Annotated in this window: 22 protein-coding genes and 1 riboswitch; of the genes, 7 read left to right on the forward strand and 15 right to left on the reverse strand. The window is 73.3% G+C overall.

Annotation, left to right across the window (positions count from 1 at the left end):
• Window positions 1-3: 3 nt before the first annotated feature.
• Genes ACH4LD_RS21015 through pdhA form a run of 6 tightly spaced genes read right to left on the reverse strand, consistent with a single transcriptional unit; the run spans window position 4 to window position 7,061 of the window.
• A complete protein-coding gene (locus ACH4LD_RS21015) occupies window positions 4-1,101 on the reverse strand; it encodes a potassium channel family protein (RefSeq protein WP_398054814.1) in 1,098 nt (365 codons plus the stop codon).
• Window positions 1,098-2,483: a molybdopterin molybdotransferase MoeA gene (locus ACH4LD_RS21020; protein ID WP_398054815.1), complete on the reverse strand. Its 1,386-nt coding sequence runs from the start codon at window positions 2,481-2,483 to the stop codon at window positions 1,098-1,100. The genes ACH4LD_RS21015 and ACH4LD_RS21020 overlap by 4 nt, the downstream gene beginning before the upstream one ends.
• Entirely contained in the window at window positions 2,480-3,409 is a 930-nt protein-coding gene (locus ACH4LD_RS21025) for an NTP transferase domain-containing protein (RefSeq protein WP_398054816.1), read from the reverse strand. Before ACH4LD_RS21025 ends, ACH4LD_RS21020 begins: the two co-directional genes overlap by 4 nt.
• Before the next feature lie 60 nt (window positions 3,410-3,469).
• Complete coding sequence (locus tag ACH4LD_RS21030) at window positions 3,470-4,897, reverse strand: dihydrolipoamide acetyltransferase family protein (RefSeq protein WP_398054817.1); 1,428 nt, start codon at window positions 4,895-4,897, stop codon at window positions 3,470-3,472.
• Window positions 4,897-5,901, reverse strand: a complete 1,005-nt coding sequence (locus tag ACH4LD_RS21035) for an alpha-ketoacid dehydrogenase subunit beta (protein WP_398054818.1) — start codon at window positions 5,899-5,901, stop codon at window positions 4,897-4,899. The genes ACH4LD_RS21030 and ACH4LD_RS21035 overlap by 1 nt, the downstream gene beginning before the upstream one ends.
• Window positions 5,898-7,061 (reverse strand): pyruvate dehydrogenase (acetyl-transferring) E1 component subunit alpha, encoded by a 1,164-nt coding sequence (gene pdhA / locus ACH4LD_RS21040; protein WP_398054819.1) that lies wholly within the window; start codon window positions 7,059-7,061, stop codon window positions 5,898-5,900. Before pdhA ends, ACH4LD_RS21035 begins: the two co-directional genes overlap by 4 nt.
• 175 nt (window positions 7,062-7,236) lie before the next feature.
• Here pdhA and ACH4LD_RS21045 point away from each other — a divergent pair, with 175 nt between their 5' ends.
• Window positions 7,237-7,734 carry an Lrp/AsnC family transcriptional regulator gene (locus ACH4LD_RS21045; protein WP_374938359.1) on the forward strand — a complete coding sequence of 166 codons (498 nt, stop codon included), beginning with the start codon at window positions 7,237-7,239 and terminating at the stop codon, window positions 7,732-7,734.
• Between the two features lie 2 nt (window positions 7,735-7,736).
• Here the strand turns inward: ACH4LD_RS21045 and ACH4LD_RS21050 are convergent, their stop codons facing one another.
• Window positions 7,737-8,324, reverse strand: a complete 588-nt coding sequence (locus ACH4LD_RS21050) for a TetR/AcrR family transcriptional regulator (RefSeq protein WP_398054820.1) — start codon at window positions 8,322-8,324, stop codon at window positions 7,737-7,739.
• Window positions 8,321-9,835: a 3-hydroxyacyl-CoA dehydrogenase gene (locus tag ACH4LD_RS21055; protein ID WP_398054821.1), complete on the reverse strand. Its 1,515-nt coding sequence runs from the start codon at window positions 9,833-9,835 to the stop codon at window positions 8,321-8,323. Before ACH4LD_RS21055 ends, ACH4LD_RS21050 begins: the two co-directional genes overlap by 4 nt.
• Before the next feature lie 158 nt (window positions 9,836-9,993).
• Between ACH4LD_RS21055 and paaN the strand changes: the two genes are divergently transcribed.
• Entirely contained in the window at window positions 9,994-11,685 is a 1,692-nt protein-coding gene (gene paaN, locus ACH4LD_RS21060; RefSeq protein WP_398054822.1) for a phenylacetic acid degradation protein PaaN, read from the forward strand.
• Here paaN and ACH4LD_RS21065 read toward each other — a convergent pair.
• The 3 genes from ACH4LD_RS21065 to ACH4LD_RS21075 are packed head-to-tail and all read right to left on the reverse strand — an operon-like array spanning window position 11,682 to window position 14,406.
• Window positions 11,682-12,434 carry a TrmH family RNA methyltransferase gene (locus ACH4LD_RS21065; protein ID WP_398054823.1) on the reverse strand — a complete coding sequence of 251 codons (753 nt, stop codon included), beginning with the start codon at window positions 12,432-12,434 and terminating at the stop codon, window positions 11,682-11,684. The genes paaN and ACH4LD_RS21065 overlap by 4 nt on opposite strands.
• A complete protein-coding gene (locus ACH4LD_RS21070) occupies window positions 12,431-13,642 on the reverse strand; it encodes an HTTM domain-containing protein (RefSeq protein WP_398054824.1) in 1,212 nt (403 codons plus the stop codon). The genes ACH4LD_RS21065 and ACH4LD_RS21070 overlap by 4 nt, the downstream gene beginning before the upstream one ends.
• Window positions 13,639-14,406 (reverse strand): DUF5819 family protein, encoded by a 768-nt coding sequence (locus ACH4LD_RS21075; protein ID WP_398054825.1) that lies wholly within the window; start codon window positions 14,404-14,406, stop codon window positions 13,639-13,641. Before ACH4LD_RS21075 ends, ACH4LD_RS21070 begins: the two co-directional genes overlap by 4 nt.
• A gap of 518 nt (window positions 14,407-14,924) precedes the next feature.
• Here ACH4LD_RS21075 and paaA point away from each other — a divergent pair.
• Genes paaA through ACH4LD_RS21100 form a run of 5 tightly spaced genes read left to right on the forward strand, consistent with a single transcriptional unit; the run spans window position 14,925 to window position 18,640 of the window.
• On the forward strand, window positions 14,925-15,941 hold the full coding sequence (gene paaA / locus ACH4LD_RS21080) for a 1,2-phenylacetyl-CoA epoxidase subunit PaaA (protein WP_398054826.1): 1,017 nt from the start codon (window positions 14,925-14,927) through the stop codon (window positions 15,939-15,941).
• On the forward strand, window positions 15,938-16,225 hold the full coding sequence (gene paaB / locus ACH4LD_RS21085; protein WP_014673816.1) for a 1,2-phenylacetyl-CoA epoxidase subunit PaaB: 288 nt from the start codon (window positions 15,938-15,940) through the stop codon (window positions 16,223-16,225). The genes paaA and paaB overlap by 4 nt, the downstream gene beginning before the upstream one ends.
• On the forward strand, window positions 16,222-16,977 hold the full coding sequence (gene paaC, locus ACH4LD_RS21090; RefSeq protein ID WP_398054827.1) for a 1,2-phenylacetyl-CoA epoxidase subunit PaaC: 756 nt from the start codon (window positions 16,222-16,224) through the stop codon (window positions 16,975-16,977). Before paaB ends, paaC begins: the two co-directional genes overlap by 4 nt.
• Window positions 16,971-17,576, forward strand: coding sequence for a 1,2-phenylacetyl-CoA epoxidase subunit PaaD (paaD, locus tag ACH4LD_RS21095; RefSeq protein WP_398054828.1), 606 nt, complete (start codon window positions 16,971-16,973; stop codon window positions 17,574-17,576). Before paaC ends, paaD begins: the two co-directional genes overlap by 7 nt.
• Window positions 17,576-18,640 (forward strand): 2Fe-2S iron-sulfur cluster-binding protein, encoded by a 1,065-nt coding sequence (locus ACH4LD_RS21100; RefSeq protein ID WP_398054829.1) that lies wholly within the window; start codon window positions 17,576-17,578, stop codon window positions 18,638-18,640. The genes paaD and ACH4LD_RS21100 overlap by 1 nt, the downstream gene beginning before the upstream one ends.
• A gap of 237 nt (window positions 18,641-18,877) precedes the next feature.
• Here ACH4LD_RS21100 and ACH4LD_RS21105 read toward each other — a convergent pair whose 3' ends face one another.
• From ACH4LD_RS21105 to ACH4LD_RS21120, 4 genes are all read right to left on the reverse strand, one after another.
• Window positions 18,878-19,207: a rhodanese-like domain-containing protein gene (locus ACH4LD_RS21105; RefSeq protein WP_132785071.1), complete on the reverse strand. Its 330-nt coding sequence runs from the start codon at window positions 19,205-19,207 to the stop codon at window positions 18,878-18,880.
• 49 nt (window positions 19,208-19,256) lie between these two features.
• Window positions 19,257-20,069 (reverse strand): hypothetical protein, encoded by an 813-nt coding sequence (locus tag ACH4LD_RS21110; protein ID WP_398054830.1) that lies wholly within the window; start codon window positions 20,067-20,069, stop codon window positions 19,257-19,259.
• Window positions 20,070-20,213: 144 nt separating this feature from the next.
• Complete coding sequence (locus ACH4LD_RS21115) at window positions 20,214-21,701, reverse strand: DUF2252 domain-containing protein (RefSeq protein ID WP_398054831.1); 1,488 nt, start codon at window positions 21,699-21,701, stop codon at window positions 20,214-20,216.
• A 38-nt stretch (window positions 21,702-21,739) separates the two neighbouring features.
• Entirely contained in the window at window positions 21,740-22,249 is a 510-nt protein-coding gene (locus ACH4LD_RS21120; protein WP_398054832.1) for a DUF3293 domain-containing protein, read from the reverse strand.
• A 45-nt stretch (window positions 22,250-22,294) separates the two neighbouring features.
• A riboswitch (SAM riboswitch) is annotated at window positions 22,295-22,410 on the reverse strand.
• Window positions 22,411-22,648 lie beyond the last annotated feature (238 nt).

Here is a 22,648-nt window from a genome sequence, read left to right on the forward strand (position 1 = left end):
CGGTCATCCGGGTGGCAGGGGGCGGGTGTCCGGGGCGACCCGGATTTCGGGGGTGGCGCGGACGATGGTGATGAGCCGGTCCGTCAGCTGGAGCGTGCCGACGGACGGATCGTCGTAGCCGAGCACCCGGTGTCCGCGGAGGACGCTCACCACCAGGTCGTCCGTCTCGCGCGGTGTCTTGCCGACCTCGCCGCGGACCACCGGCCGTTCGACGAGGTCCAGCCCGCTGCCCTGCTGGATGAGGTCCTCCATGACCATGCCGGCCGCGGGGCTGAGCACGGACAGGCCGAGCAGGCGGCCGGCCGCGCCGGAGCTGGTGATGACGGCGTCGGCGCCGGACTGCTTGAGCAGGGGGGCGTTCTCCTCCTCGCGCACCGCGGCGACGATCTTGGCGGTGCGGTTGAGCTGTCGGGCGGTCAGCGTGACGAGGACGGAGGTGTCGTCGCGCTGCGGGGCGACGATGATCTGCCGGGCCTTGTGCACCTCGGCCCGTTTGAGCACGTCACTGCGGGTGGCGTCGCCTATGACGCCCGCGTAGCCCTCGGCGGTGGCCGCGTCGATCACCTTGGAGCTGGGGTCGACCACGACCACCTGCTCCTTCTTCAGCCCGGTCGCGCAGACGGTCTGGATGGCCGACCGGCCCTTCGTGCCGAAGCCGATGACGACGGTGTGGTCGCGCAAGGTGGACCTCCAGCGGTTCAGGCGCCATTCCTCACGGGTGCGTTCGGTGAGGACCTCCAGCGTGGTGCCGACCAGGATGATCAGGAACAGCACGCGCAGGGGCGTGATGACGAGGATGTTGGTGAGCCGGGCGCTGTCGCTGACCGGGGTGATGTCGCCGTATCCGGTGGTGGAGAGGGTGACGGTCGCGTAGTAGAACGCGTCGAGCAGATCGACGGGGCCGTCGGAGCTGTCGCGGTAGCCCTCGCGGTCGGCGTAGACGACCAGCGCGGTGGCGACCAGCACCACCAGGGCCATGACGAGCCGTTCGACGACCTGGCGGATCGGACGCTCCACCACTTTCCTCGGGAGTTTCACCCGATGGGTCACCAGATGTTCGCCCGCCTGGCGGGCGATGGCGTCATGGCCCGGAAGTTTCACGTGAAACACACCCCGATCCCGGCGGTCGCCCAGGGCAGGTCCAGCAGCTCGGCCTCCTCGCCCTGTCGGGCCCCGCCCGGCGGTACGACGGCCAGCGCGTCGGCGGCGGCGACACCACGGAGCATGGCGGGACCGTTGTAGTGCAACGGCATCGCGTGGTCACCGCGCAGCACCACGGGGATGAGCCGGGTGTCGTGCGGGTGCCCGTGCACCGCCTCCCGGAGCGGCAGCGTGTACGGCTCGGGGGCGGGGTGGGCGGCGAGGGTCCGCAGCAGCGGTTCGGCGAGGGTGAGCAGGCCGGAGACGGCCGCGAGGGGGTTGCCCGGCAGGCCGACGAGGTGCTGGTGGTCCTTGGTGCGGGCCAGCAGCATGGGATGGCCGGGGCGCACCTTGACGCCGTCGACGAGGAGTTCGGCGCCGACCCGTTCCAGGACCGGGTGGACGTGGTCGACTGGTCCGGCCGCCGTGCCGCCCGTGGTGACGATCAGGTCGGCGGCGGAGCGGGTGACCGCCTTCTGCAGGGCCTTTGCGTCGTCGCCGATCCGGCGCACGGCGATGACATCGGCGCCGAGCGCACGCAGCCAGGGCGGCAGCATGGGGCCGAGGGCGTCCCGGATCAGCCCGTCGTGCGGCAGGCCCTCGGTGAGCAACTCGTCACCCAGGACCAGGACTTCGGCGCGGGGGCGGGGGACGACGGTGACCGTGTCGTAGCCGGCCGCCGCGGCGAGACCCAGGACGGCGGGGGTGACCAGGGTGCCGACGGGCAGCAACTGGTCGCCGCTGCGGCACTCCTGGCCGCGCGGGCGGATGTCCTGTCCGTGGAGCATCTCGCGGGTGGTGTGCAGGCGGCCCTGGGCGTCGATCCGGCCGTGCTCGGTGCGCAGGACGGCGGTGGTGTCGGCGGGGATGCGCGCACCGGTGGCGATGCGGACCGCCTCACCGTCGGTGAGCGGCTCGGGCTGCGTGTGCCCGGCGAGTACGCCCTCCTCGCGCACCTGCCAGGGTCCGGGTCCGGCGACCGCCCAGCCGTCCATCGCCGAGGTGTCGAAGGAGGGCAGGTCGGTGAGCGCGTCGAGGGGCGCGGCCAGGGCCAGCCCGAGGGCGTCGCCGAGCGGCACGGGGACGGGGGTGCGGCGGGCACGGGAGCGCGCGGCACGCGCGGCGGCCTCCCGTGCCTGGGGCCAGGGGGTGGCCCGGTGCCGTTCTACGGGCCGCGCACCGGGCGACTGGGCGGCCGGGGCGGACCTCTGGCCCGCACCGCCGTCCGTGCTGTCGTCCCGGGGCTCCCTGTGGGCATCCCTCACGAGCGCCAGAGCCTCCTCGACGTCGAGGTCGTCGGTGTCATCGGCGGACGCCTCGGCCCGGGTGCCGGGCGCGGTCATCCGGCGTCCGGGGCGCTCGGGCCCCCGTTCCTCGCGTCCGTGCTGCTCCCACCGTTCTCTTCCTCCCAGCGCAGCGCCAGCGCGGCGGCCTTGCGCGCGGCCTCGGCGACGGCCTCGGGGCCGCCCTTGCCCTGGGCGGCGGCGTAGCCGACGAGGAAGGTGGTCAGCGGGGCGGCGGGCCGGGCCACGCCGTGCGCGGCGTCCCGGGCCAGATCGAGCAGGACGCCGGTGTCGACGTCCAGTTCGATGCCCAACTCGTCCTTGACTGCGGAAATCCATTCATCCAACACGGACCCATGCTCCCTGATGCGTGCCCTGGCCGTCGCGATGTCGTCCCAGGTGTCGCAGTCGAAGGAGGCGAGCGGGTCCGGGACGCGGGTGAGGCGCAGGGCACCGGTCAGCCGGCGGAGGGGCAGCCCGCCGAGGCCGCCGTGCGTGGTGGCGAGGGCGGTCAGCTCGCGGCGCAGGGCAGGGGTGCGGTAGGCGGCCACGAGCGGCTGGTCACGGCCGTCGGCGTCGGTGAGCAGCGCGCCGTCCGCCCCGGTCTGCAGAAGGGCGCTCAACAGCCGCCAGAGCGTGGACCGTTCGAGAAAGGGCAGGTCGGCGGAGAGGACGACGGTGTGCCCGGCGGTGGTGAGCCGCAGGCCGGCCTCCAGCGCGGCGACCGGTCCGCCGCCGGGTGGCTCCTCGCGCGCCCAGCGCACCGGGCGTGCGGTGGGCCGGGGCGCGGCCACGACGACGGTCGTACCGGCGTCCGCGCAGGCCGCGAGCACCCGGTCGAGCAGCGCGCGGCCCCCGACCCGGAGCCCTGGCTTGTCGGCCCCGCCGAGCCGCCGGGCGGCACCGCCGGCCAGCACGACGGCGTCGTACGACGCGGGGGGTCCGGGGTCGGGGGTCCCGGGCGCGGCGGAGGCGGTGTCGGTCATCCTCCGAGTATGTCCTGCCGGTTCCTCCTTCCGAACCTGTGTCTCAGAGGTGGCCGGGTCTCACAGGGTGCGCAGCAGCACCGCCGGCTGCTCCACGCAGTCCGCCACGTACCGCAGGAAGCCGCCCGCCGTGCCGCCGTCGCACACCCGGTGGTCGAAGGTGAGCGAGAGCTGGACGACCTGGCGGACGGCCAGCTCGCCCTCGTGCACCCAGGGCTTGGGGACGATGCGGCCGACGCCGAGCATGGCCGCCTCGGGGTGGTTGATGATCGGGGTGGAGCCGTCGACGCCGAAGACGCCGTAGTTGTTGAGCGTGAAGGTGCCGCCGGTGAGTTCCCCGGGGGTCAGCGTCCCGGTGCGGGCCGCCTCGGTGAGCCGGGCGAACTCCGCGGTCAGGGATTCGGCGTCACGCGCGTGGGCGTCCCGGACGACCGGCACGACCAGGCCGCGTTCCGTCTGCGCGGCGAACCCGAGGTGCACCTGGTCGAGCCGGACGACCTCGCGGGCCTCGGTGTCGACGAAGGAGTTCAGCTCGGGGAACCGGGCGAGGCCGGCCGTGCAGATGCGGGCGAGCAGGGCGAGGAGGGAGATCTTCGGGCCTCCGGCCGCGTTCATCGCGGCGCGGGCGCGCATGAGTTCCGTCGCGTCGGCGTCGACCCAGCAGGTCGCGTCCGGGATCTCCCGGCGGCTGCGGGAGAGCTTGTCGGCGACGGCGCCGCGCACGCCCTTGAGCGGGATCCGGGTGCCGCGCTGCGCGACGGGCGCCGCGGGGGGCCGTACGACCGGCTCCTCGGCCGTGCGGACCGGTGCCGCCCCTGCCCGCAGCGCGTTCTCGACGTCCGCCCGCAGGATGAGCCCGTCCGGCCCCGACCCGGCCAGCCGCCGCAGATCCACGCCGTTGTCACGGGCGAGCTTGCGCACGAGGGGGGAGATCACGGGGACCGGGCCCTCGGTGGGAGCGGCGGTGGACGTGGTCGGCACAGCGGTGGGCGAGGCGGGTGCCTGCGCCACCGCCGGTGCCACGCGCGCGTGGGCGTCGGCCCGGGCGTTCCCGCGCCGGGCGGCCCGCCCGTTGACCGGGGCTCCGGTCGGCGCCGCCTGTCCGTCGCCGTCGGCCCCGCGCCGGACGCCCTGTCCGTCGACCGCGGCCGTGCCCGCCCGCACCCGGCGCCTGCGTGCCGCCGGGGCCTGGGTGCCGTAACCCACCAGCACGTTGCCGGAGCCCTCCGGCTCCGGTGTCCGTTCGCCCACGGCCACCGTCAGGAGCGGGGCGCCGACGGGCAGTTCGGTGCCCTCCTCGCCGAAGCGGGCGGTGACCACGCCGCCGTACGGGCAGGGCACCTCGACCATCGCCTTGGCCGTCTCGACCTCGACCACCGGCTGGTCCACGGCGACCACGTCACCGACCTGCACCAGCCAGCGGACGATCTCCGCCTCGGTGAGCCCTTCACCGAGGTCGGGCAGCTTGAACTCCAGCACCTGAGCCATCAGCCCTCGGCCTCCCACTGCAGCCGGGCCACGGCGTCCAGGATGCGGTCGACGCCGGGCAGGTGGTGCCGCTCCAGCATGGGCGGCGGGTACGGGATGTCGAACCCGGCCACGCGCAGCACCGGCGCCTCCAGGTGGTGGAAGCAGCGCTCGGTGACGCGGGCCGCGATCTCGCCGCCCGGTCCGCCGAACCCGGTGGACTCGTGGACGACGACGGCCCGGCCGGTGCGCCGGACGGACGCGCAGACCGTCTCGTCGTCGAACGGCACCAGAGAGCGCAGGTCGACGACCTCCAGGTCCCAGCCCTCGGCCTGGGCGGCCTCGGCGGCCTCCATGCAGACCGGCAGCGAGGGGCCGTAGGTGATGAGCGTGGCGCTGCGGCCGGTCCGGCGGACCACGGCCCGGCCGATGGGCTCGACGTCCGTCGGCTGCTCGGGGTTCCAGCTGTCCTTGGACCAGTACAGCCGCTTGGGCTCCAGGAAGACGACCGGGTCGTCGGAGGCGATGGCCTGGCGCAGCAGCCCGTAGGCGTCGGCGACGGTGGCGGGGGTGACGACGTGGAGCCCGGGCGTCGCCATGTAGTAGGCCTCGGAGGAGTCGCTGTGGTGCTCGACGCCGCCGATGCCGCCGCCGTAGGGGATGCGGACGGTGATCGGCAGGGGCATCCTGCCGCGCGTGCGGTTGCGCATCCGGGATACATGGCTGATGAGCTGCTCGAACGCCGGGTAGGCGAAGGCGTCGAACTGCATCTCCACCACGGGCCTGAGGCCGTACATGGCCATGCCGACGGCGGTGCCGAGGATGCCGGCCTCGGCGAGGGGGGTGTCGGTGCAGCGGTCCTCGCCGAACTCCTTGGCGAGCCCGTCGGTGACGCGGAAGACCCCTCCGAGAGTGCCGACGTCCTCCCCCATGACGTGCACGGTCGGGTCGGCGGCCATCGCGTCGCGCATCGCGCGCGTGAGGGCCTGTGCCATGGTGGCGGGCTTGACGGCGACGGTGGTCATCGGGCGCCGCCTTCCGGGGCGCCGGGCCCGCCGTGCTGCTCCTGCTCGGCCTCCAGCTCGGCCCGTAGCAGGGCGCGCTGCTCGCGCAGTTGGGAGGTGGTCTCGGCATAGACGTGGTCGAAGAGGTCCATCGGGTCGAGCTCGGGGTCCTGGTTCATGCGTTCCCGCAGGGAGGCGGCCATCGTCTCGGCGTCCTGGCGGGCCGCCTCGACGCCGGCGTCGTCCAGCAGTCCGCGCGTGGTCAGTTCGCGTTCCAGCAGCTCGATGGGGTCGTGGGCGCGCCAGGCCGCGACCTCGGCCTCACCCCGGTAGCGGGTGGCGTCGTCGGCGTTGGTGTGGGCGTCGACGCGGTACGTCACCGCTTCCACCAGGGTCGGGCCGCCGCCCGCGCGCGCGTGCCGTACGGCGTCGCTGAGGACCTCGTGCACGGCCGCGGCGTCGTTGCCGTCGACCAGCCGGCCCGGCATGCCGTACCCGACGGCCTTGTGGGCCAGGGAGGGCGCGGCGGTCTGCTTGGCGAGCGGTACGGAGATGGCGAAGCCGTTGTTCTGCACCAGGAAGACGACCGGTGCCTGCCAGACGGCGGCGAAGTTCAGCGCCTCGTGGAAGTCGCCCTCGCTGGTGCCGCCGTCGCCGACCATGGCCAGCGCGACCACGTCGTCACCCTTGAGGCGGGCGGCGTGGGCGAGGCCGACGGCGTGCGGGAGCTGGGTGGCGAGCGGGGTGCTCAGCGGGGCCACCCGGTGCGCGTAGGGGTCGTAGCCGCTGTGCCAGTCGCCGCGCAGCAGGGTGAGCGCCTCGGCGGGGTCCACGCCCCGGGCGACGACGGCGAGCGTGTCGCGGTAGCTGGGGAAGAGCCAGTCGCGCTCCTCCAGGGCCAGGGCTGCGGCGATCTCGCAGGCCTCCTGGCCGGTGCTGGACGGGTAGACGGCGAGCCGTCCCTGCTTGGTGAGGGCGGTGGCCTGCGTGTTGTACCGGCGCCCGCGCACCAGCTCGGTGTACAGCCGGCGCAGCAGGCCGGGGTCGGCCTTGCCGGCCGCCTCGGTGCCGAGGACGCGGTAGGGCTCGGCGTCGGGCAGCAGCGGCGCGGCGTCCATCCGGGGCTGCCAGGCGGGCGGCGGCGATGGCCGGTACGCGCCCCGCTGCTCCAGAACCGTCATGACGGCACCTCCTCGTGGGGGTGGCTACGGGAGGCGTGTCGTCTGTGACTCGCCTCACCAACCGATTGTTCGGTCGTCGGCACATTTTGGCTACAGGTGCCTCCAGGCTGTGGACAAACGGTTCTCCACAGCCTGGAATGACAGCAGGACGTCCATGGCGAGGAAGCGGGGGGACATGGGAGCTGAACAAATGGCCGCCGGGCCGCAGGACGGCGCCGTGCCGCCGCCGCGCCCGCTGGACGCCATCGACCAGGACATCCTGAAGATCCTCCAGGCGGACGGCCGGGCCTCGATACGGTCCGTCGCCGAGCGCGTCCACGTCTCGCGCGCCAATGCCTACGCGCGTATCAACCGGCTCGTCGAGGACGGGGTGATCCGGGGCTTCAGCGCGCGCGTGGACCACGAACGGGCGGGACACGGCACATCGGCGTACATCACGCTGAAGATCGTCCAGAACAGCTGGCGCACGGTCCGCGAGCAGCTCAGGCAGCTGCCCGGCGCCTCCCACATCGCTCTGGTGGGCGGCGACTTCGATGTGCTGCTGCTGGTGCACACACCCGACAACCGGGCGCTGCGCGAGCTGGTGCTGACCCGGCTCCAGGCGATCCCCGAGGTGCTCAGCACCCGCACGCTGCTGGTGTTCGAGGAGGAGGACCTGGAGCCGGAGGGCTGAGGTCAGTCCTGGCGCAGCCCCGAGAAGACCAGCCGGACCACGGCGTCGGCCACCTCCTGCCCGCTCGCGCCCCGCGCGTCCGGCCGGTACCACTCCACGATCGAGTTGATCATCCCGAAGACCAGCCGGGTGGCCAGGCGGACCTCCACGTCGCCGCGCACGTCCCCGTCGGCCGCCGCCGCCTTCAGCAGCTCGGCGACCCGGTGGTCGAAGTCGCGGCGCCGCTCCAGCGCCCAGCGCTCGGTCTCGGTGTTGCCGCGCACGCGCAGCAGCAGCGTCACATAGGGCAGCTCGGCTATGAGCACCTCGACCATGCGGCGCACGACGTGCTCCAGCCGTCCGGCCGGACGCCCCACGCGCGCGTGCTCCTCCTCCAGGATCGCGAACAGGCCGTCCAGGGCGCGGCTGACGGCCCGGCGCAGCAGCTCCTCCTTGCCGCTGACGTGGTGGTATATCGACGACTTGGAGATGCCGGCCGCCTTGGACAGGTGCTCCATGGAGGTGCCGTCGTAGCCGCGCTCGTTGAAGACGCGGACGGCGACGGAGAGCAGCGTCTCGGGGGTGTAGGTGTCGCGCTTGGCCGTGGTCATGAGGTGCCCTCCCGCTTGTCGGTGGCATACGCGTGGCGGTACAGCGCGAGGGAGGGCGCGTAGCGTCCGGAAGGGTCGCGCTCGTGCATCTCGTCCAGGACGTCGAAGGCGAAGTCGCGGCCGAGCCTGCGGTCCCACTCGAAGGGCCCGAGCGGGTAGTTGACGCCGAGGCGCATCGCGGTGTCGATGTCCTCCTCGGTGGCCACGCCCTTGGCGACGGCGTCGTGGGCGAGGTCGATGATCCGGGCGACCGTGCGGGCCACGATCATGCCGGGGACGTCGCCGATGACGCTGACCTCCTTGCCGAGCGCCTGGAACAGGCCGGTGGCCTCGGCGAGGGTCTGCGGCGAGGTGTCCTGGGCGGCGGACAGGGCGATGCGGGTGGCCGTGCGGTAGTCCAGCGCGAGGTCGAAGTAGACGACGTCCCGGAACTCGGCGGAGGTCTGTCCGTCGGCGAGGACGAGCTGGCCGCCGCTGGGCAGCACCAGGCGGGTGCCGTGGTCCTCGTCCTCCTCGCGGACCCGGATGCCCGCCTCGCGGATCATGGTCAGCAGTGCGGCGGCAGGGCCGAGACCGCCCTCGGCGATGACGTAGGCGGGCGGCTGTTCCTTGTCGGCGGTGTGCGGCTCGGGCCGCTCGGCGCCGTCGGCGTAGTCGTACCAGCCGCGTCCGCTCTTGCGGCCGAGCCGTCCGGACTCCACCAGCCGGCGCTGGGCGAGCGAGGGCGTGAAGCGCGCGTCCTGGAAGAAGGACTCCCACACCGAGTGGGTGACGGACTCGTTGACGTCCTGGCCGATCAGGTCGGTCAGCTCGAACGCGCCCATCTTGAAGCCGCCGCACTCCCGCAGCACCGCGTCGATGGTGGCGGGGTCGGCGGCCTGTGCCTCGTGGACGGCGAACGCCTCGGCGTAGAACGGCCGGGCGATGCGGTTGACGATGAAGCCGGGGGTGTCCGCGCAGGCCACCGGCGTCTTGCCCCAGGCGCGGGCGGTCTCGTACGCGCGCGTGGCCGACGTGACGTCGGTGGCGAACCCGGAGACCACCTCGACCAGCGGCAGCAGCGGCGCCGGGTTGAAGAAGTGCAGGCCGACGAAGCGGCCGGGGTGGCGCAGGGCGCCGCCGACGGCCGTCACCGACAGCGAGGAGGTGTTGGTGGCGAGCAGGCAGTCCTCGGCGACGATCTCCTCCAGCTCGCCGAAGAGCCGCTGCTTGACGTCCAGCCGCTCCAGGACGGCCTCCACGACCAGCCCGCAGCCGGCCAGGTCCGCGAGGCTGTCCACGGGCTCCAGGCGGGCGCGGGCCGTGTCGCGGTCGGCTTCCGTGAGCCGGTCCTTGGCCACGAGCCGGTCGAGGCGGGCGCCGATCGCCGCGGCCGCGTCCCGGGCCCGCCCGGGTGCGGCGTCGTAGAGCCGCACGGGGTGCCCGGCGACCAGCGCGACCTGGGCGATTCCCTGGCCCATGGTGCCGGTTCCGACGACGGCCACGGGGCTGCTGAGGTCGAGTGCTGTCATGTGCGCGATCCTCCCGCACGGGGTTTTCCACAGATGCGGCGGACCCCCTTGTACCGACCGATCGTTCGGTTACTCTAGCTCTGACCGCCCCATCCCGCTGCTCTTTCTGCCAGGTCCGAACTCGACGACGAGTTCTCCAGACGAGGAGTTGGTCCCGCATGGCCGCCGAACTGACCGCGCCGGAGCTGATCGAGAAGCACCGGCCCACGCTCGACCAGGCCCTGGAGGCCATCCGCACCCGCGCGTACTGGTCCCCGCACCCCGAACACCCCAAGGCCTACGGAGAGAACGGCAGCCTGGACGCCGCGGCGGGCAAGGCCGCCTTCGACGCCGTGCTGGGCACCCGCCTCGACCTCGGCCAGCCCGGCACGGACGACTGGGTGGGCGGCGAGGTCTCGCCGTACGGCATCGAGCTGGGCGTCACGTACCCGCACGCGGACGTCGACGTGCTGCTCCCGGCCATGCGGGCCGGGCAGCGGGCCTGGCGGGACGCGGGCCCGGAGGTCCGGGCGGTGGTCTGTCTGGAGATCCTCAAGCGGATCAGCGACCGGACGCACGAGTTCGCGCACGCCGTGATGCACACCAGCGGGCAGGCCTTCATGATGGCGTTCCAAGCGGGCGGCCCGCACGCCCAGGACCGCGGCCTGGAGGCGGTGGCGTACGCGTACGCGGAGCAGGTCCGCACCCCGGAATCGGCGGAGTGGACCAAGCCGCAGGGCAAGCGCGACCCGCTGGCCCTCACCAAGCGGTTCACCGCGGTCCCGCGCGGCATCGGCCTGGTCATCGGCTGCAACACCTTCCCGACCTGGAACGGCTACCCGGGCCTGTTCGCCTCCCTGGCCACCGGCAACGCGGTCCTGGTCAAGCCGCACCCGCGCGCGGTGCTGCCGCTCGCGCTGACCGTGCAGGTCGCCCGGGAGGTGCTGGCCGGGGCGGGCTTCGACCCGAACCTGGTGGCGCTGGCCGCGGAGCGCCCGGGCGAGGGCATCGCGAAGACCCTCGCCACCCGCCCCGAGATCAAGATCATCGACTACACGGGTTCGACGTCCTTCGGCGACTGGCTGGAGGCCAACGCCCGCCAGGCGCAGGTCTACACGGAGAAGGCCGGCGTCAACACGGTGCTCGTGCATTCCACGGACGACTACAAGGGCATGCTGTCCAACCTGGCGTTCTCGCTGTCCCTGTACAGCGGCCAGATGTGCACCACCCCGCAGAACCTGCTCATCCCCCGCGACGGCATCACCACCGACCAGGGCCCCAAGACGTTCGACGAGGTCACCGCCGACCTCGCCCGCGCGGTCGACGGGCTGCTCGGCGACGACGCGCGGGCGAACGCGCTGCTGGGCGCGATCGTCAACCCGGACGTCAAGGCCCGCCTGGAGGCCGCGGCCGGCCTCGGCGAGGTCGCCCTCGCCTCCCGCGAGGTCACCAACCCGGAGTTCCCGGGCGCGGTGGTCCGCACCCCGGTCGTCGTCAAGCTGGACGGCGCCAAGCCGGACGACGAGGCCGCCTACATGAGCGAGTGTTTCGGCCCGGTCTCCTTCGCGGTCGCCGTCGACTCGGTGACGGACGCGGTGGAGCTGCTGCGCCGCACGGTCCGCGAGAAGGGCGCGATGACGGTCGGCGCGTACACCACGGACCCCGGAACCGAGCGCGCCGTCGAGGAGGTCTGCCTGGAGGAGGCGGCCCAGCTCTCCCTCAACCTGACCGGCGGGGTCTACGTCAACCAGACGGCCGCGTTCTCCGACTTCCACGGCTCGGGCGGCAACCCGGCGGCCAACGCCGCCCTCACCGACGGCGCGTTCGTCGCCAACCGCTTCCGGGTTGTGGAGGTGCGCCGGGAGATCTAGACCCTGGGCGCGGCTCCGGTCGCGCTCCAGTGGTACAGCGTCATCGCCACGCTGGTGGCCAGGTTGTAGCTGGAGACCTGGGGGCGCATCGGCAGGCGCAGCAGGTGGTCGGCCCGGGCGCGGAGTGCCGGCGACAGGCCGGAGCGTTCCGAGCCGAAGGCCAGCACGGCGTCGTCGGGCAGCTTCGTGCCGCGGATGTCCTCGCCCTCCGGGTCGAGGGCGAACAGCGGCCCGGCGGGCAGCTCGTCGACGCCGAGGCGCTCGACGGCGGTCGCGAAGTGCAGGCCCGCGCCGCCGCGCACCACGGTGGGATGCCAGGGGTCGAGCGTGCCCGTGGTGACCACACCGGTCGCCCCGAAACCGGCGGCCAGCCGGATCACGGCACCGGCGTTGCCCAGGTTGCGGGGGTTGTCCAGCACCACGACGGGCGCGGTGCGGGGCGTGCGGGCGAGCGCGCGCAGGTTGGCCTCGCGGGACGGCCGTACCGCGAGGGCGGCCACACCGGTCGGATGGGGCCGCGGGACGAGGGAGGCGTACGCCGGGTCGGGCACCTCCGCCAAGAGGGCGTCCAGGGCGTCGCGGACGTCCCCGGCCAGCTCCTCGGCGAGGGCGAGTGCGGCCCGCCGGTCGGTGGTGACCGCGACCGGCACCTCGGCCCCGAAGCGCAGCGCGTGCTTCAGGGCGTGGAAACCGTCGAGCAGCACGGCGGTGTCCGCGTGCTCGCGCCAGCGGCTCAGCGGGTCGCTCATGCGGTGAACCCTACGTGGTCCGCCGTGCTCTCCTCGGGGGAGCGCGGCGCGGGGACCGTAGCGCCGCCGCGCCGGGCGAACCGGTCCCGTGCGCGTGCCGCCAGGCCGCCCAGCCGGCGCAGGAAGGACGTCGGCAGGAAGACCGAGTCGGCGGCGATCATCGCCAGCGAGAAGAACGGCAGTCCGAGGACGACCGCGATCACCGCGTGCTCGGTCATCATCAGCACCAGCAGGACGTTCTTGACCCGCCGGTTGAACAGGGTGAACGGGAAGGCGACCTGCACCATGACGGTTCCGTAGGCCACGATCATCATGATCGTGCCGCTGGACGACATCAGGTCGGCGAGGCCGGGCCAGGGCGAGAAGTAGTCCAGGTGGAGCGGGTAGTAGACGGCGGTGCCGTCCTGCCAGCGCGAGCCCTGCACCTTGTACCAGCCGGCCGTGGCGTAGATCAGACAAGCCTCCGCCATGATCACGACCAGGGCGCCGTTGTGCAGGATGTTGGCGATGACGTCCAGCAGCATCCGCGGCTGCCGCCAGGTCTCCCGGCGTCCGACGGCCCACCACAGGCCGAGTCCCGCCCAGGCCGTCCACAGCAGCGCCTGGATCAGCCAGCCGTTGTAGAACCGGCCGGTCACCGTCGCCGTGCCCAGCGCCAGGCCGAGCACCACCCACAGCACCGGTCCCACCCGGTCGGCGGGCGCCCGCTCGCCCCGCGCGCGTGCCGCCGCGCCGTGGGCCGCGCGCCGCGCGTCGAGGGACCAGACCTGTCCGCAGCGCGTGAACACCAGGTAGATGGCCATCAGGTGCAGGACGTTGTCGCCGCCGTCGCCGATGAACACGCTGCGGTTCTGCAGCGACAGCACGCCCACCATGAACAGCACGGACGCGGTCCGGGTGCGCCAGCCGAGCACCAGCGCCGCGCTGGCGAGGATGGCCAGCGTGTAGCAGCACTCGAACCAGAGCTGTCCGTCGGACCACAGCAGCGCCGTGAAGGCGTGGTTGCCGGCGGTCAGCTGCCGGGCGAGGTTCCAGCCCCACGGTCCGGCGGGACCGTACAGCTCCTGGCGATGGGGGAACTCGCGCAGCAGGAACAGCAGCCAGGTCCCGGCGAAGCCGATCCGGATCACGGCGCTCTGGTATGGCCCGAGGGCCGCCTCGGTGACCCGGGCGACACCGCGCGACAGCGTCAGGGAGAGACGGTTCACCGCACACCTCCGGCGGCCTCGTCGGCGGTCACGGACCACCAGGGCAGCAGACGGTAGACGGGCTTGTCGGAGATCCGCTCACGACTCCACGGCGGCGGTTGCACATTGGTGGTGCTGGAACGGACCTGCACGCGTCGTATCACGCCTGCCCGGCTCGTCGGATCGTCCCGGTACAGCCGCATCACCACGATCCGGCGCAGGTACTGCTCGGACAGGGAGCCGCGCAGACCGACGGGACGGTTGTCGGCGGCGTGCGTGGCGGCGAAGAAGTCCCAGGCCCGGCGCAGCTCGTTCTGCTGGGTGTGGCTGGGCGCGAGGTTGCCGTCGATGGCGGCGCCGTCCTGGGCGGACAGGTCGGTCCACCCTGTGGTGCGCAGGCCGCCGTCCCGCATCCGCACCTCGGCGCGGACCTGTACGGCGATGTTCTGCTGCAACGGGTTAGGGGCGAACAGCTTCCAGTTCTGCTCGAACTCCGGGTACACCCACTCCTCTATCGCCTTGCCGTGCTGCTTCGTCACGGTGTTGGCGGGCGCGAGGCTGAGGAAGACCATGAGCAGGTGCACACAGGCGGCCACGGCGACGACGGCGAGGGCCAGCGCGGCACCGACCTGGTAGCCGGGGGAGAGCGCGGCGACGCCGGTGCGGGGCCTGGACGCCTCGGCGGGCGGCGGGGGCGGCGGCTGCGCGGGGGCTTCCGGGAGACGCGTCCCGGCCGGCCCGTCCGGGCCCTGCGGGCCCCACGAGTCCTCGTCGTACGCGTCCATTCCGTCCCGTCCCCCGTTTCGGCTCATGCGGCTGGTCAGTCGTTCGGCTCGTGCGGTTCGTGCGACCCGGTCGTCCGGCCCAGCGGTCGGCTGAGCGGGGCGGCTCGGGAGCGCAACGCCGGTCACAGGCGTCACATGGTTCACAGCACCACTTCTCGGCGCTCGCACGGAACGGTACTCAGCCCCGGGCCCCGGGCGCAGCCCCGGGTACGGGCGACCGTGGTGGTCCTCGCCACGCGGTACGGCTCCGGCCACGGGCGGCGGTACGACCTGCCGTGCCTTGTCCGCCCTTGTCCACAGGCTGTGGGCGCAGTTTTCCACAGCGGTTGACACCCACCGCGGCCCGGCACACCATGGACTACGCACGAACCGAACGATCGGTCGGGACACTGCCCAGGACCGTAGACCCGGACAGAGTCCAGGCAGTCCGGGGCGCAAGGACCGGGCAGAGTCCACCGCAGTCCGGGACGTGAGGACCGGACAGAGTTCACCGCAGAGCCCGAGGTCAGGGGGACCGCATGGCCACAGCAGCCGCGCAGCGCACGGCCCGCACCGAGGCGGACGGCACACCGGACACCGCCGACACGGCGGCCTACCAGCGCGCCTTCGACGCGGCCGTGGCCGCGGACGAACGCATCGAACCCCGCGACTGGATGCCCGACGCCTACCGCGCGACCTTGGTCCGGCAGATCGCCCAGCACGCACACTCCGAGATCATCGGGATGCAGCCGGAGGCCAACTGGATCACCCGCGCGCCCTCCCTGCGCCGCAAGGCGATCCTGATGGCCAAGGTCCAGGACGAGGCCGGTCACGGCCTGTACCTGTACAGCGCGGCCGAGACCCTCGGCACCGGTCGCGACGAGCTGCTCGACAAGCTGCACAGCGGCCGCCAGAAGTACTCCTCGATCTTCAACTACCCCACCCTGACCTGGGCCGACGTCGGCGCGATCGGCTGGCTGGTGGACGGCGCCGCGATCACCAACCAGGTCCCCCTGTGCCGCTGCTCCTACGGCCCGTACGCCCGCGCGATGGTACGGATCTGCAAGGAGGAGTCGTTCCACCAGCGCCAGGGCTACGAACTGCTGCTGGCCCTCAGCAAGGGCACCCCCGAGCAGCACGCCATGGCCCAGGACGCCGTGAACCGCTGGTGGTGGCCGTCACTGATGATGTTCGGCCCGCCCGACGACGAGTCCCAGCACTCCGCGCAGTCGATGGAGTGGAAGATCAAGCGCCACTCCAACGACGAGCTGCGCCAGCGCTTCGTGGACATCTGCGTCCCGCAGGCCGAGTCCCTGGGCCTCACCCTCCCCGACCCGGAACTGCGGTGGAACGAGGAGCGGGGGCACTACGACTTCGGTCCGATCGACTGGACGGAGTTCTGGGAGGTCCTCAAGGGCAACGGCCCCTGCAACGAACAGCGGATCACCCAGCGCAGGCGCGCCCACGACGAGGGCGCGTGGGTACGGGAAGCGGCCGCGGCCTACGCGGCCAAGCACACCGGCGGCACCGGTGAGACAGGAGCGACGCGAGCATGAGCACCACCGACTGGCCCCTGTGGGAGGTCTTCGTGCGCTCCCGGCGCGGCCTCTCCCACACCCACGCCGGCAGCCTGCACGCGCCCGACGCCGAACTGGCCCTGCGCAACGCCCGCGATCTGTACACCCGGCGCGGCGAGGGCGTCTCCATCTGGGTCGTTCCCGCCGCCGCGATCACCGCGTCGTCGCCGGACGAGAAGGACCCGTTCTTCGAGCCGGCCGCCGACAAGCCCTACCGGCACCCGACCTTCTACGAGATCCCGGAAGGGGTGAAGCACCTGTGACCGCCACCGGCCCCGCGGCCCGCCCCGACACCGGCCCCGCCACCGTCCCGGTGACCGCCGCGCTCGCCCTGGGTGACGACGCCCTGGTGCTCTCCCACCGCCTGGGGGAGTGGGCCGGGCACGCCCCGGTCCTGGAGGAGGAGGTCGCCCTCGCCAACATCGCCCTGGACCTGCTCGGCCAGGCCCGGGTGCTGCTGTCCCTAACCGGCGACGAGGACGAGCTGGCCTATCTGCGCGAGGAACGCGCCTTCCGCAACCTCCAGTTGGTCGAGCAGCCGAACGGCGACTTCGCGCACACCATCGCCCGCCAGCTGTACTTCTCCACCTACCAGCGGCTCCTCTACAGCGAACTCGCCACCGGTGACGGCCCGTTCGCGCCGCTGGCCGCGAAGGCGGTGAAGGAGGTCGCCTACCACCGCGACCACGCCGAGCAGTGGACGCTGCGGCTCGGTGACGGCACCGAGACCAGCCACGAGCGGATGCGGCGGGCCTGCGACGCGCTGTGGCGGTTCACCGGCGAGATGTTCCAGCCGGTGGAGGGCCTGACCGCCGACTGGGCCCGGCTGGAGGAGCGCTGGCTGGAGTCCGTCACCGACGTTCTCGGCCGGGCCGGCCTCCCGGTCCCGGAGGGCCCGCGCACCGGAGCCTGGTCGGCGGGCGCCGGCCGGCAGGGCCTGCACACCGAGCCGTTCGGCCGGATGCTCGCCGAGATGCAGCACCTGCACCGCAGCCACCCGGGGGCGTCATGGTGACCGCCACCGCCCTGGAAGAGCGGCTGCTGGAGCTGGCCGGCGCGGTGCCCGACCCCGAACTGCCCGTCCTCACCCTGCGCGAGCTGGGCGTGCTCCGCGCGCTGCGCGTCCACGGCGGCGACGGAGGCGACGCGGTGGAGGTCGACCTGACCCCGACCTACACGGGCTGCCCGGCCATCGAGGCGATGAGCCTCGACATAGAGCGGGTGCTGCGCGCCCACGGCATGCGCGAGGTCACCGTCCGCACGGTGCTCAGCCCCGCCTGGTCCACCGACGACATCACCCCCGAAGGGCGCGAGAAGCTTCGGGAGTTCGGCATCGCACCGCCGCGTGTGCGCCACGGGGACGGCCCGGTGCCGCTGACCCTCGGCCCGACCCGCACGCAGACCCCGCATGCCGCGGACTCCCGGAAGGCCTCGCAGGCCCCGCACGCCGACCGAGACGTGCACGGCACGGACACCGCGACCGAACCGGTCCGCTGTCCGCACTGCGGATCGGCCGAGACCGAGCTGCTGAGCCGGTTCTCCTCCACCGCGTGCAAGGCACTGCGCCGCTGCCTGGCCTGCCGTGAACCGTTCGACCACTTCAAGGAGTTGTGATGGCCCGCTTCCACCCGCTCCCGGTGGCCGCGGTCGACCGGATCACCGACGACTCCGTCGCCCTGACCTTCTCCGTCCCGCCCGGGCTGCGTGAGGAGTACCGGCACGCGCCCGGCCAGCATCTCGCGCTGCGCCGCCGGGTCGACGGCACGGAGATCCGGCGCACCTACTCGATCTGTTCCCCCGCCCCCGACCCGGAGGGCGAGGGCCCGGACAGCCTGCGGGTGGGGGTGCGGCTGGTCGAGGGCGGGGCCTTCTCGGCGTACGCGCTGAAGGAGATCAACGTCGGGGACGTGCTGGAGGTGATGACCCCGGCGGGCCGCTTCACGCTGGAACCGGCGCCGGGCCTGTACGCCGCGGTCGTCGGCGGCAGCGGCATCACCCCGGTGCTGTCCATCGTCGCCACGCTGCTGGCGCGCGAGCCGGCGGCCCGGTTCTGTCTGATACGCGGCGACCGCACGGCCGCCTCGACGATGTTCCTGGAGGAGGTCGCCGACCTGAAGGACCGCTACCCGGAGCGGCTCCAGCTGGTGACCGTGCTCTCCCGGGAGGAGCAGCAGGCGGGCCTGCCGTCCGGCCGGCTCGACCGGGAGCGGCTCACCGGGCTGCTGCCCGCGCTGCTGCCGGTCGGTGAGGTGGTGGGCTGGTTCCTGTGCGGGCCGTACGGGCTGGTGCGGGGCACGGAGCAGGCGCTGCGCGAACTGGGCGTGGCCCGGGACCGGATCCACCAGGAGATCTTCCACGTGGACGCGGGCTCGGCCCCGGCGGCCACGGCTGCGGCGCCCGCGCACAGCACCGTCACCGCACGGCTCGACGGTCGCGGTGGCACCTGGCCGGTGCGGGAGGGCGAGTCGCTGCTGGAGACGGTGCTGCGCAACCGGCCCGACGCCCCCTACGCCTGCAAGGGCGGGGTGTGCGGGACCTGCCGGGCCTTCCTGGTCGCGGGCGAGGTGCGCATGGACCGCAACTTCGCGCTGGAGACGGAGGAGACGGAGGCCGGGTATGTGCTGGCCTGCCAGTCGCATCCGCTGACGGAAAGGGTGGAGCTGGACTTCGACCGCTGACCCGCCCGTTCCCTCCTCCTGGAACCGCTGCACGCTGCACGGCTCCACAGCTGTGGCGCCTGGGCCGAGCACCTGGAGCTGTCGCTCGGCCGGGCGGCGGTGTACGAGGAGAGGGTGGGCGACCTGCCGGCCACCCGTCCCGTCGGCTGCCCGGCCCCGGGCGGCCGGGCACCGGGGGCCAGGGGCCAGGGGCTGGACACCAGGCATCAGGGATCGGGGACCGGGAATGGTCCGGGGCTACAGGACGAAGCCCGGCTTGCCGTCGTCGGTGATGACCGGGCGGCCGGCGGCCTGCCAGTGCTGCATGCCGCCGTCGACGTTCACCGCGTCGACGCCCTGCTGGACCAGGTACATGGTGACCTGGGCGGAGCGGCCGCCCGAGCGGCAGATGACGTGGACGCGTCCGTCCTGCGGGGCGGCCTCGGTCAGCTCGCCGTAGCGGGCCACGAACTCGCTGAGGGGAATGTGCAGGGCTCCCCCGGCGTGGCCCGCCTGCCACTCGTCGTCCTCGCGGACGTCCAGCAGGAAGTCGCCGTCCTTGAGGTCCGTGACCTGGACCGTGGGCACACCAGCTCCGAAATTCATGGCTCCGACGCTACCCGAAGCGAGGAGCGGTTCAGTCCTGCCCCAGCAGGGCGGCCAGTTCCGCCTCCCGCTGGGCGATGTCGGAGCGCAGCCGGTCGGCGATCTCGTCGAGCAGCCCGTCGGGGTCGTCCGGCGCGAGGCGGAGCATGCCGGCGATCGCGCCGTCCTCCAGTTCGCGGGCGACGAGGGTGAGCAGCTCCTTGCGCTGGGCGAGCCATTCGAGGCGGGCGTACAGCTCCTCCGCGGGGCTCGGGCGGCGCTCTGGCGGTACGGGTCCGGCGGCCCACTCCTCGGCCAGCTCCCTGAGCAGGGCCTCGTCGCCGCGGGCATAGGCGGCGTTGACCCGGCTGATGAACTCCTCGCGCCGCTTCTGCTCCGCTTCCTCCTGGGCCAGGTCCGGGTGGGCCTTGCGGGCCAGCTCGCGGTAGAGCTTGCGGGCCTCCTCGCTGGGCCGCACCCGCTGCGGGGGCCGTACCGGCTGGTCGGTGAGCATGGCGACGGCCTCCGGGAACAGGCCGTCACCGTCCATCCAGCCGTGCAGCAGTTCCTCCACGCCCGGGATCGGCATCACCTGGGCCCGGGCCTCCGCGGCGCGGCGGATGTCCTCGGGGTCGCCGGTGCGCGCGGCCCTCGCCTCGGCGATCTCCGCGTCCAGCTCCTCGATGCGGCTGTAGAGCGGACCGAGTCGCTGTTCGTGGAGGCGGGCGAAGTTCTCGACCTCGACGCGGAAGGTCTCCACGGCGATCTCGTACTCGATCAACGCCTGCTCGGCGGCCCGTACGGCCTGTTCGAGCCGTTCCTCGGGGCGGGGGGCCTGGGACTGGCCGGCTTCCGGGGTTGTCACCCGCCCAGCGTAGCCGTTGCCCCGGCCCGGCCCGGGTGCGGTTCCCGCGCTCCCCGCACACCACCCCGGGAACCCCGGGGAGCCGTCCCGCCCCGTCCCGCCCCCGCCCGGGAACCCGCCCACGAGAGCCCCCGGGACCGTGCTCTAGACGCCCGGCTCCGCCTCGATCCGCCCCGCCCTGATCCCCGCGACCAGCTCGGCGTGGTCCGCTTCCGTGCGGTCGGCGTAGACGACGGCGAAGTCGGCGATCGCCTCGTCCAGCTCCTCGTTCTTGCCGCAGTAGCCGGCGATCAGCCGGGGGTCGGCGCTGTGGGAGTGGGCGCGGGCCAGCAGGGCGCCGGTCATACGGCCGTAGTCGTCGATCTGGTCGGCGGCGAGGGCGGCCGGGTCGACGCTGCCCTTGCGGTTGCGGAACTGCCGCACCTGGTACGGGCGCCCCTCGACAGTGGTCCAGCCCAGCAGGGTGTCGCTGACGACCTGCATCCGCTTCTGCCCGAGGACCACGCGGCGCCCCTCGTGGGGCACAGCGGGCGTCTCGAAGCCGGCCGTGACCAGGTGCGGGACGAGCGCGGAGGGACGGGCCTCCTTCACCTGGAGGACCAGGGGCTCGCCACGGTGGTCGAGGAGCAGGACGACGTAGGACCGGGTGCCGACGCTGCCGGTGCCGACCACCCGGAAGGCGACGTCGTGCACGGCGTGCCGGGCGAGCAGCGGGTGGCGGTCCTCACCGAGGGTGTCGACGTACGACTCCAGGGAGGCGGCTACCGCGGCGGCCTCCGCGTCCGGGATGCGGCGCAGCACCGGCGGCGCGGGCACGAACCGGCGTCCGCCGTCCGGCACCGACTCGGTCGACTTCGCGGCGAACCGGCCGCTGGTGTTGGCCCGGGCCTTCTCCGAGACCCGCTGGAGCGTGCCGAGCAGATCGTGGGCGTCGGTGTGGGAGACCAGTTCCTCGTCCGCGATGGCGTTCCAGGCGTCGAGCACGGGCAGCTTGGCGAGCAGCCGCATGGTGCGGCGGTAGGCGCCGGCCGCGTCCTGGGCCGCGGCACGGCAGGTGTCCTCGTCGGCGCCCGCCTCGCGGCCGGCGAGCACCAGTGAGGCCGCGAGCCGCTTGAGGTCCCACTCCCAGGGTCCGTGCACGGTCTCGTCGAAGTCGTTCAGGTCGATGACGAGGTCGCCGCGGGCGTCGCCGTACAGCCCGAAGTTGGCCGCGTGCGCGTCACCGCAGATCTGGGTGCCGATCCTGGTGGTGGGGGTGCGCGCGAGGTCGTACGCCATGAGTCCGGCGGAGCCGCGCAGGAAGGCGAAGGGGGTGGCCGCCATCCGGCCCACGCGCAGCGGGGTCAGTTCGGCGATCCGGCCGGCGTTGGACTCCGCCACCGCGCTCACCGCGTCGGGACGGGCGGCGTCCAGGTCCAGTGTGCGGTGGGCGGAGCGCGGCACGCCCGCCCGCAGCGCCTTGCCCTCCTGCTTCGGCGAACCCTGCGGCGGCCATGCGGCGAACCCGCGCACCCGGGGCAGGCGGCGCGCGCCCCGGTCCGCCGCGTCCGTCACTTCCACATCGGTTCCGGTCACCGCGACCGCCTCCCCCGCACGGCCCGCCCACCTGCGAACAGGCGACGGTACGAACATCAACTCGGGGAGACGGTACAACCGGTGGCCGAAAATCGTCAGACCCTGTGGAGAACTCCCCGGGGCGCAGCCCCCGAAGACCGTTCTGCGAGCCTCCACCCGAGGGTCAGCGCCTCCTCGGCGCCGAAGCAGGTGAGCAGCCGCCATGCCGACGCCGACCAGGCGAACACCGCGTCCTGCCCGAACTCCCGGCCCAGCGCGCGCGCTTCGTCGTCACTCAGGCCGACGACCGCCGCGCTCTCCTCGGTGTGCCGGCCTTCCGGGTCACCGCCGACAGCGGGCCACCACACGAGCCCCCGCCGGCGCAGCAGGCCGAGCAGTTCCCGATGCGCGCGGTGGTTGTGCTGTGCCGAGGCGCGGGTGCCCCGGGGGTTGTGGGCCGTGATCACGTGGAGGGTCTCCCCGTGCGGAACGGGGAACCGGCCGGCCGCCACTCCGGACGGTGCAGGGGTGACGCGGACCGGTCCTCCGGGCAACTCCACGTCCACGACGGCCTGCTGGTAGAGACCCCACTGGGGCGTTCGCGTGATCGGGATGCCTGCGGTCATGGGGGTCTCCGTTCGAGAGGGACCCCCTTACCCGCCGGGCAGGGAGATCCGCGCTTACCCCCACGGGACCGTGGGGGCCCGGTCTTCCCTGGAGGGCACCTTGCGCGGTGAGCGAGGTTGCCAGCCGACGCTCGTCCAGGGGCGCGATCGGCTTCGTGACCGAGGCGGATCCTGACACAGGGGCCGGCGGGAAGTCCAGCTTCCGGAAGGCGAGGGCACCTCCCCGCCTGCGCCTCCCCGCCTCCTCGTGAAGGACCGGCCACGAACCCGCCGTTCGGATCCGTGGCCGGCCGCCCGCTCCGGACGGCCCGTCGCTTCGGACGACCCATCGCTCCAGACGGCCCGTCGCTGCCGTCACATCCGCGTCACATCTGCCGTCACGTGCGCCGTGACATGCGC

It is taken from the genome of Streptomyces sp. NPDC017676 (assembly GCF_044329325.1).
Lineage (GTDB): Bacteria > Actinomycetota > Actinomycetes > Streptomycetales > Streptomycetaceae > Streptomyces.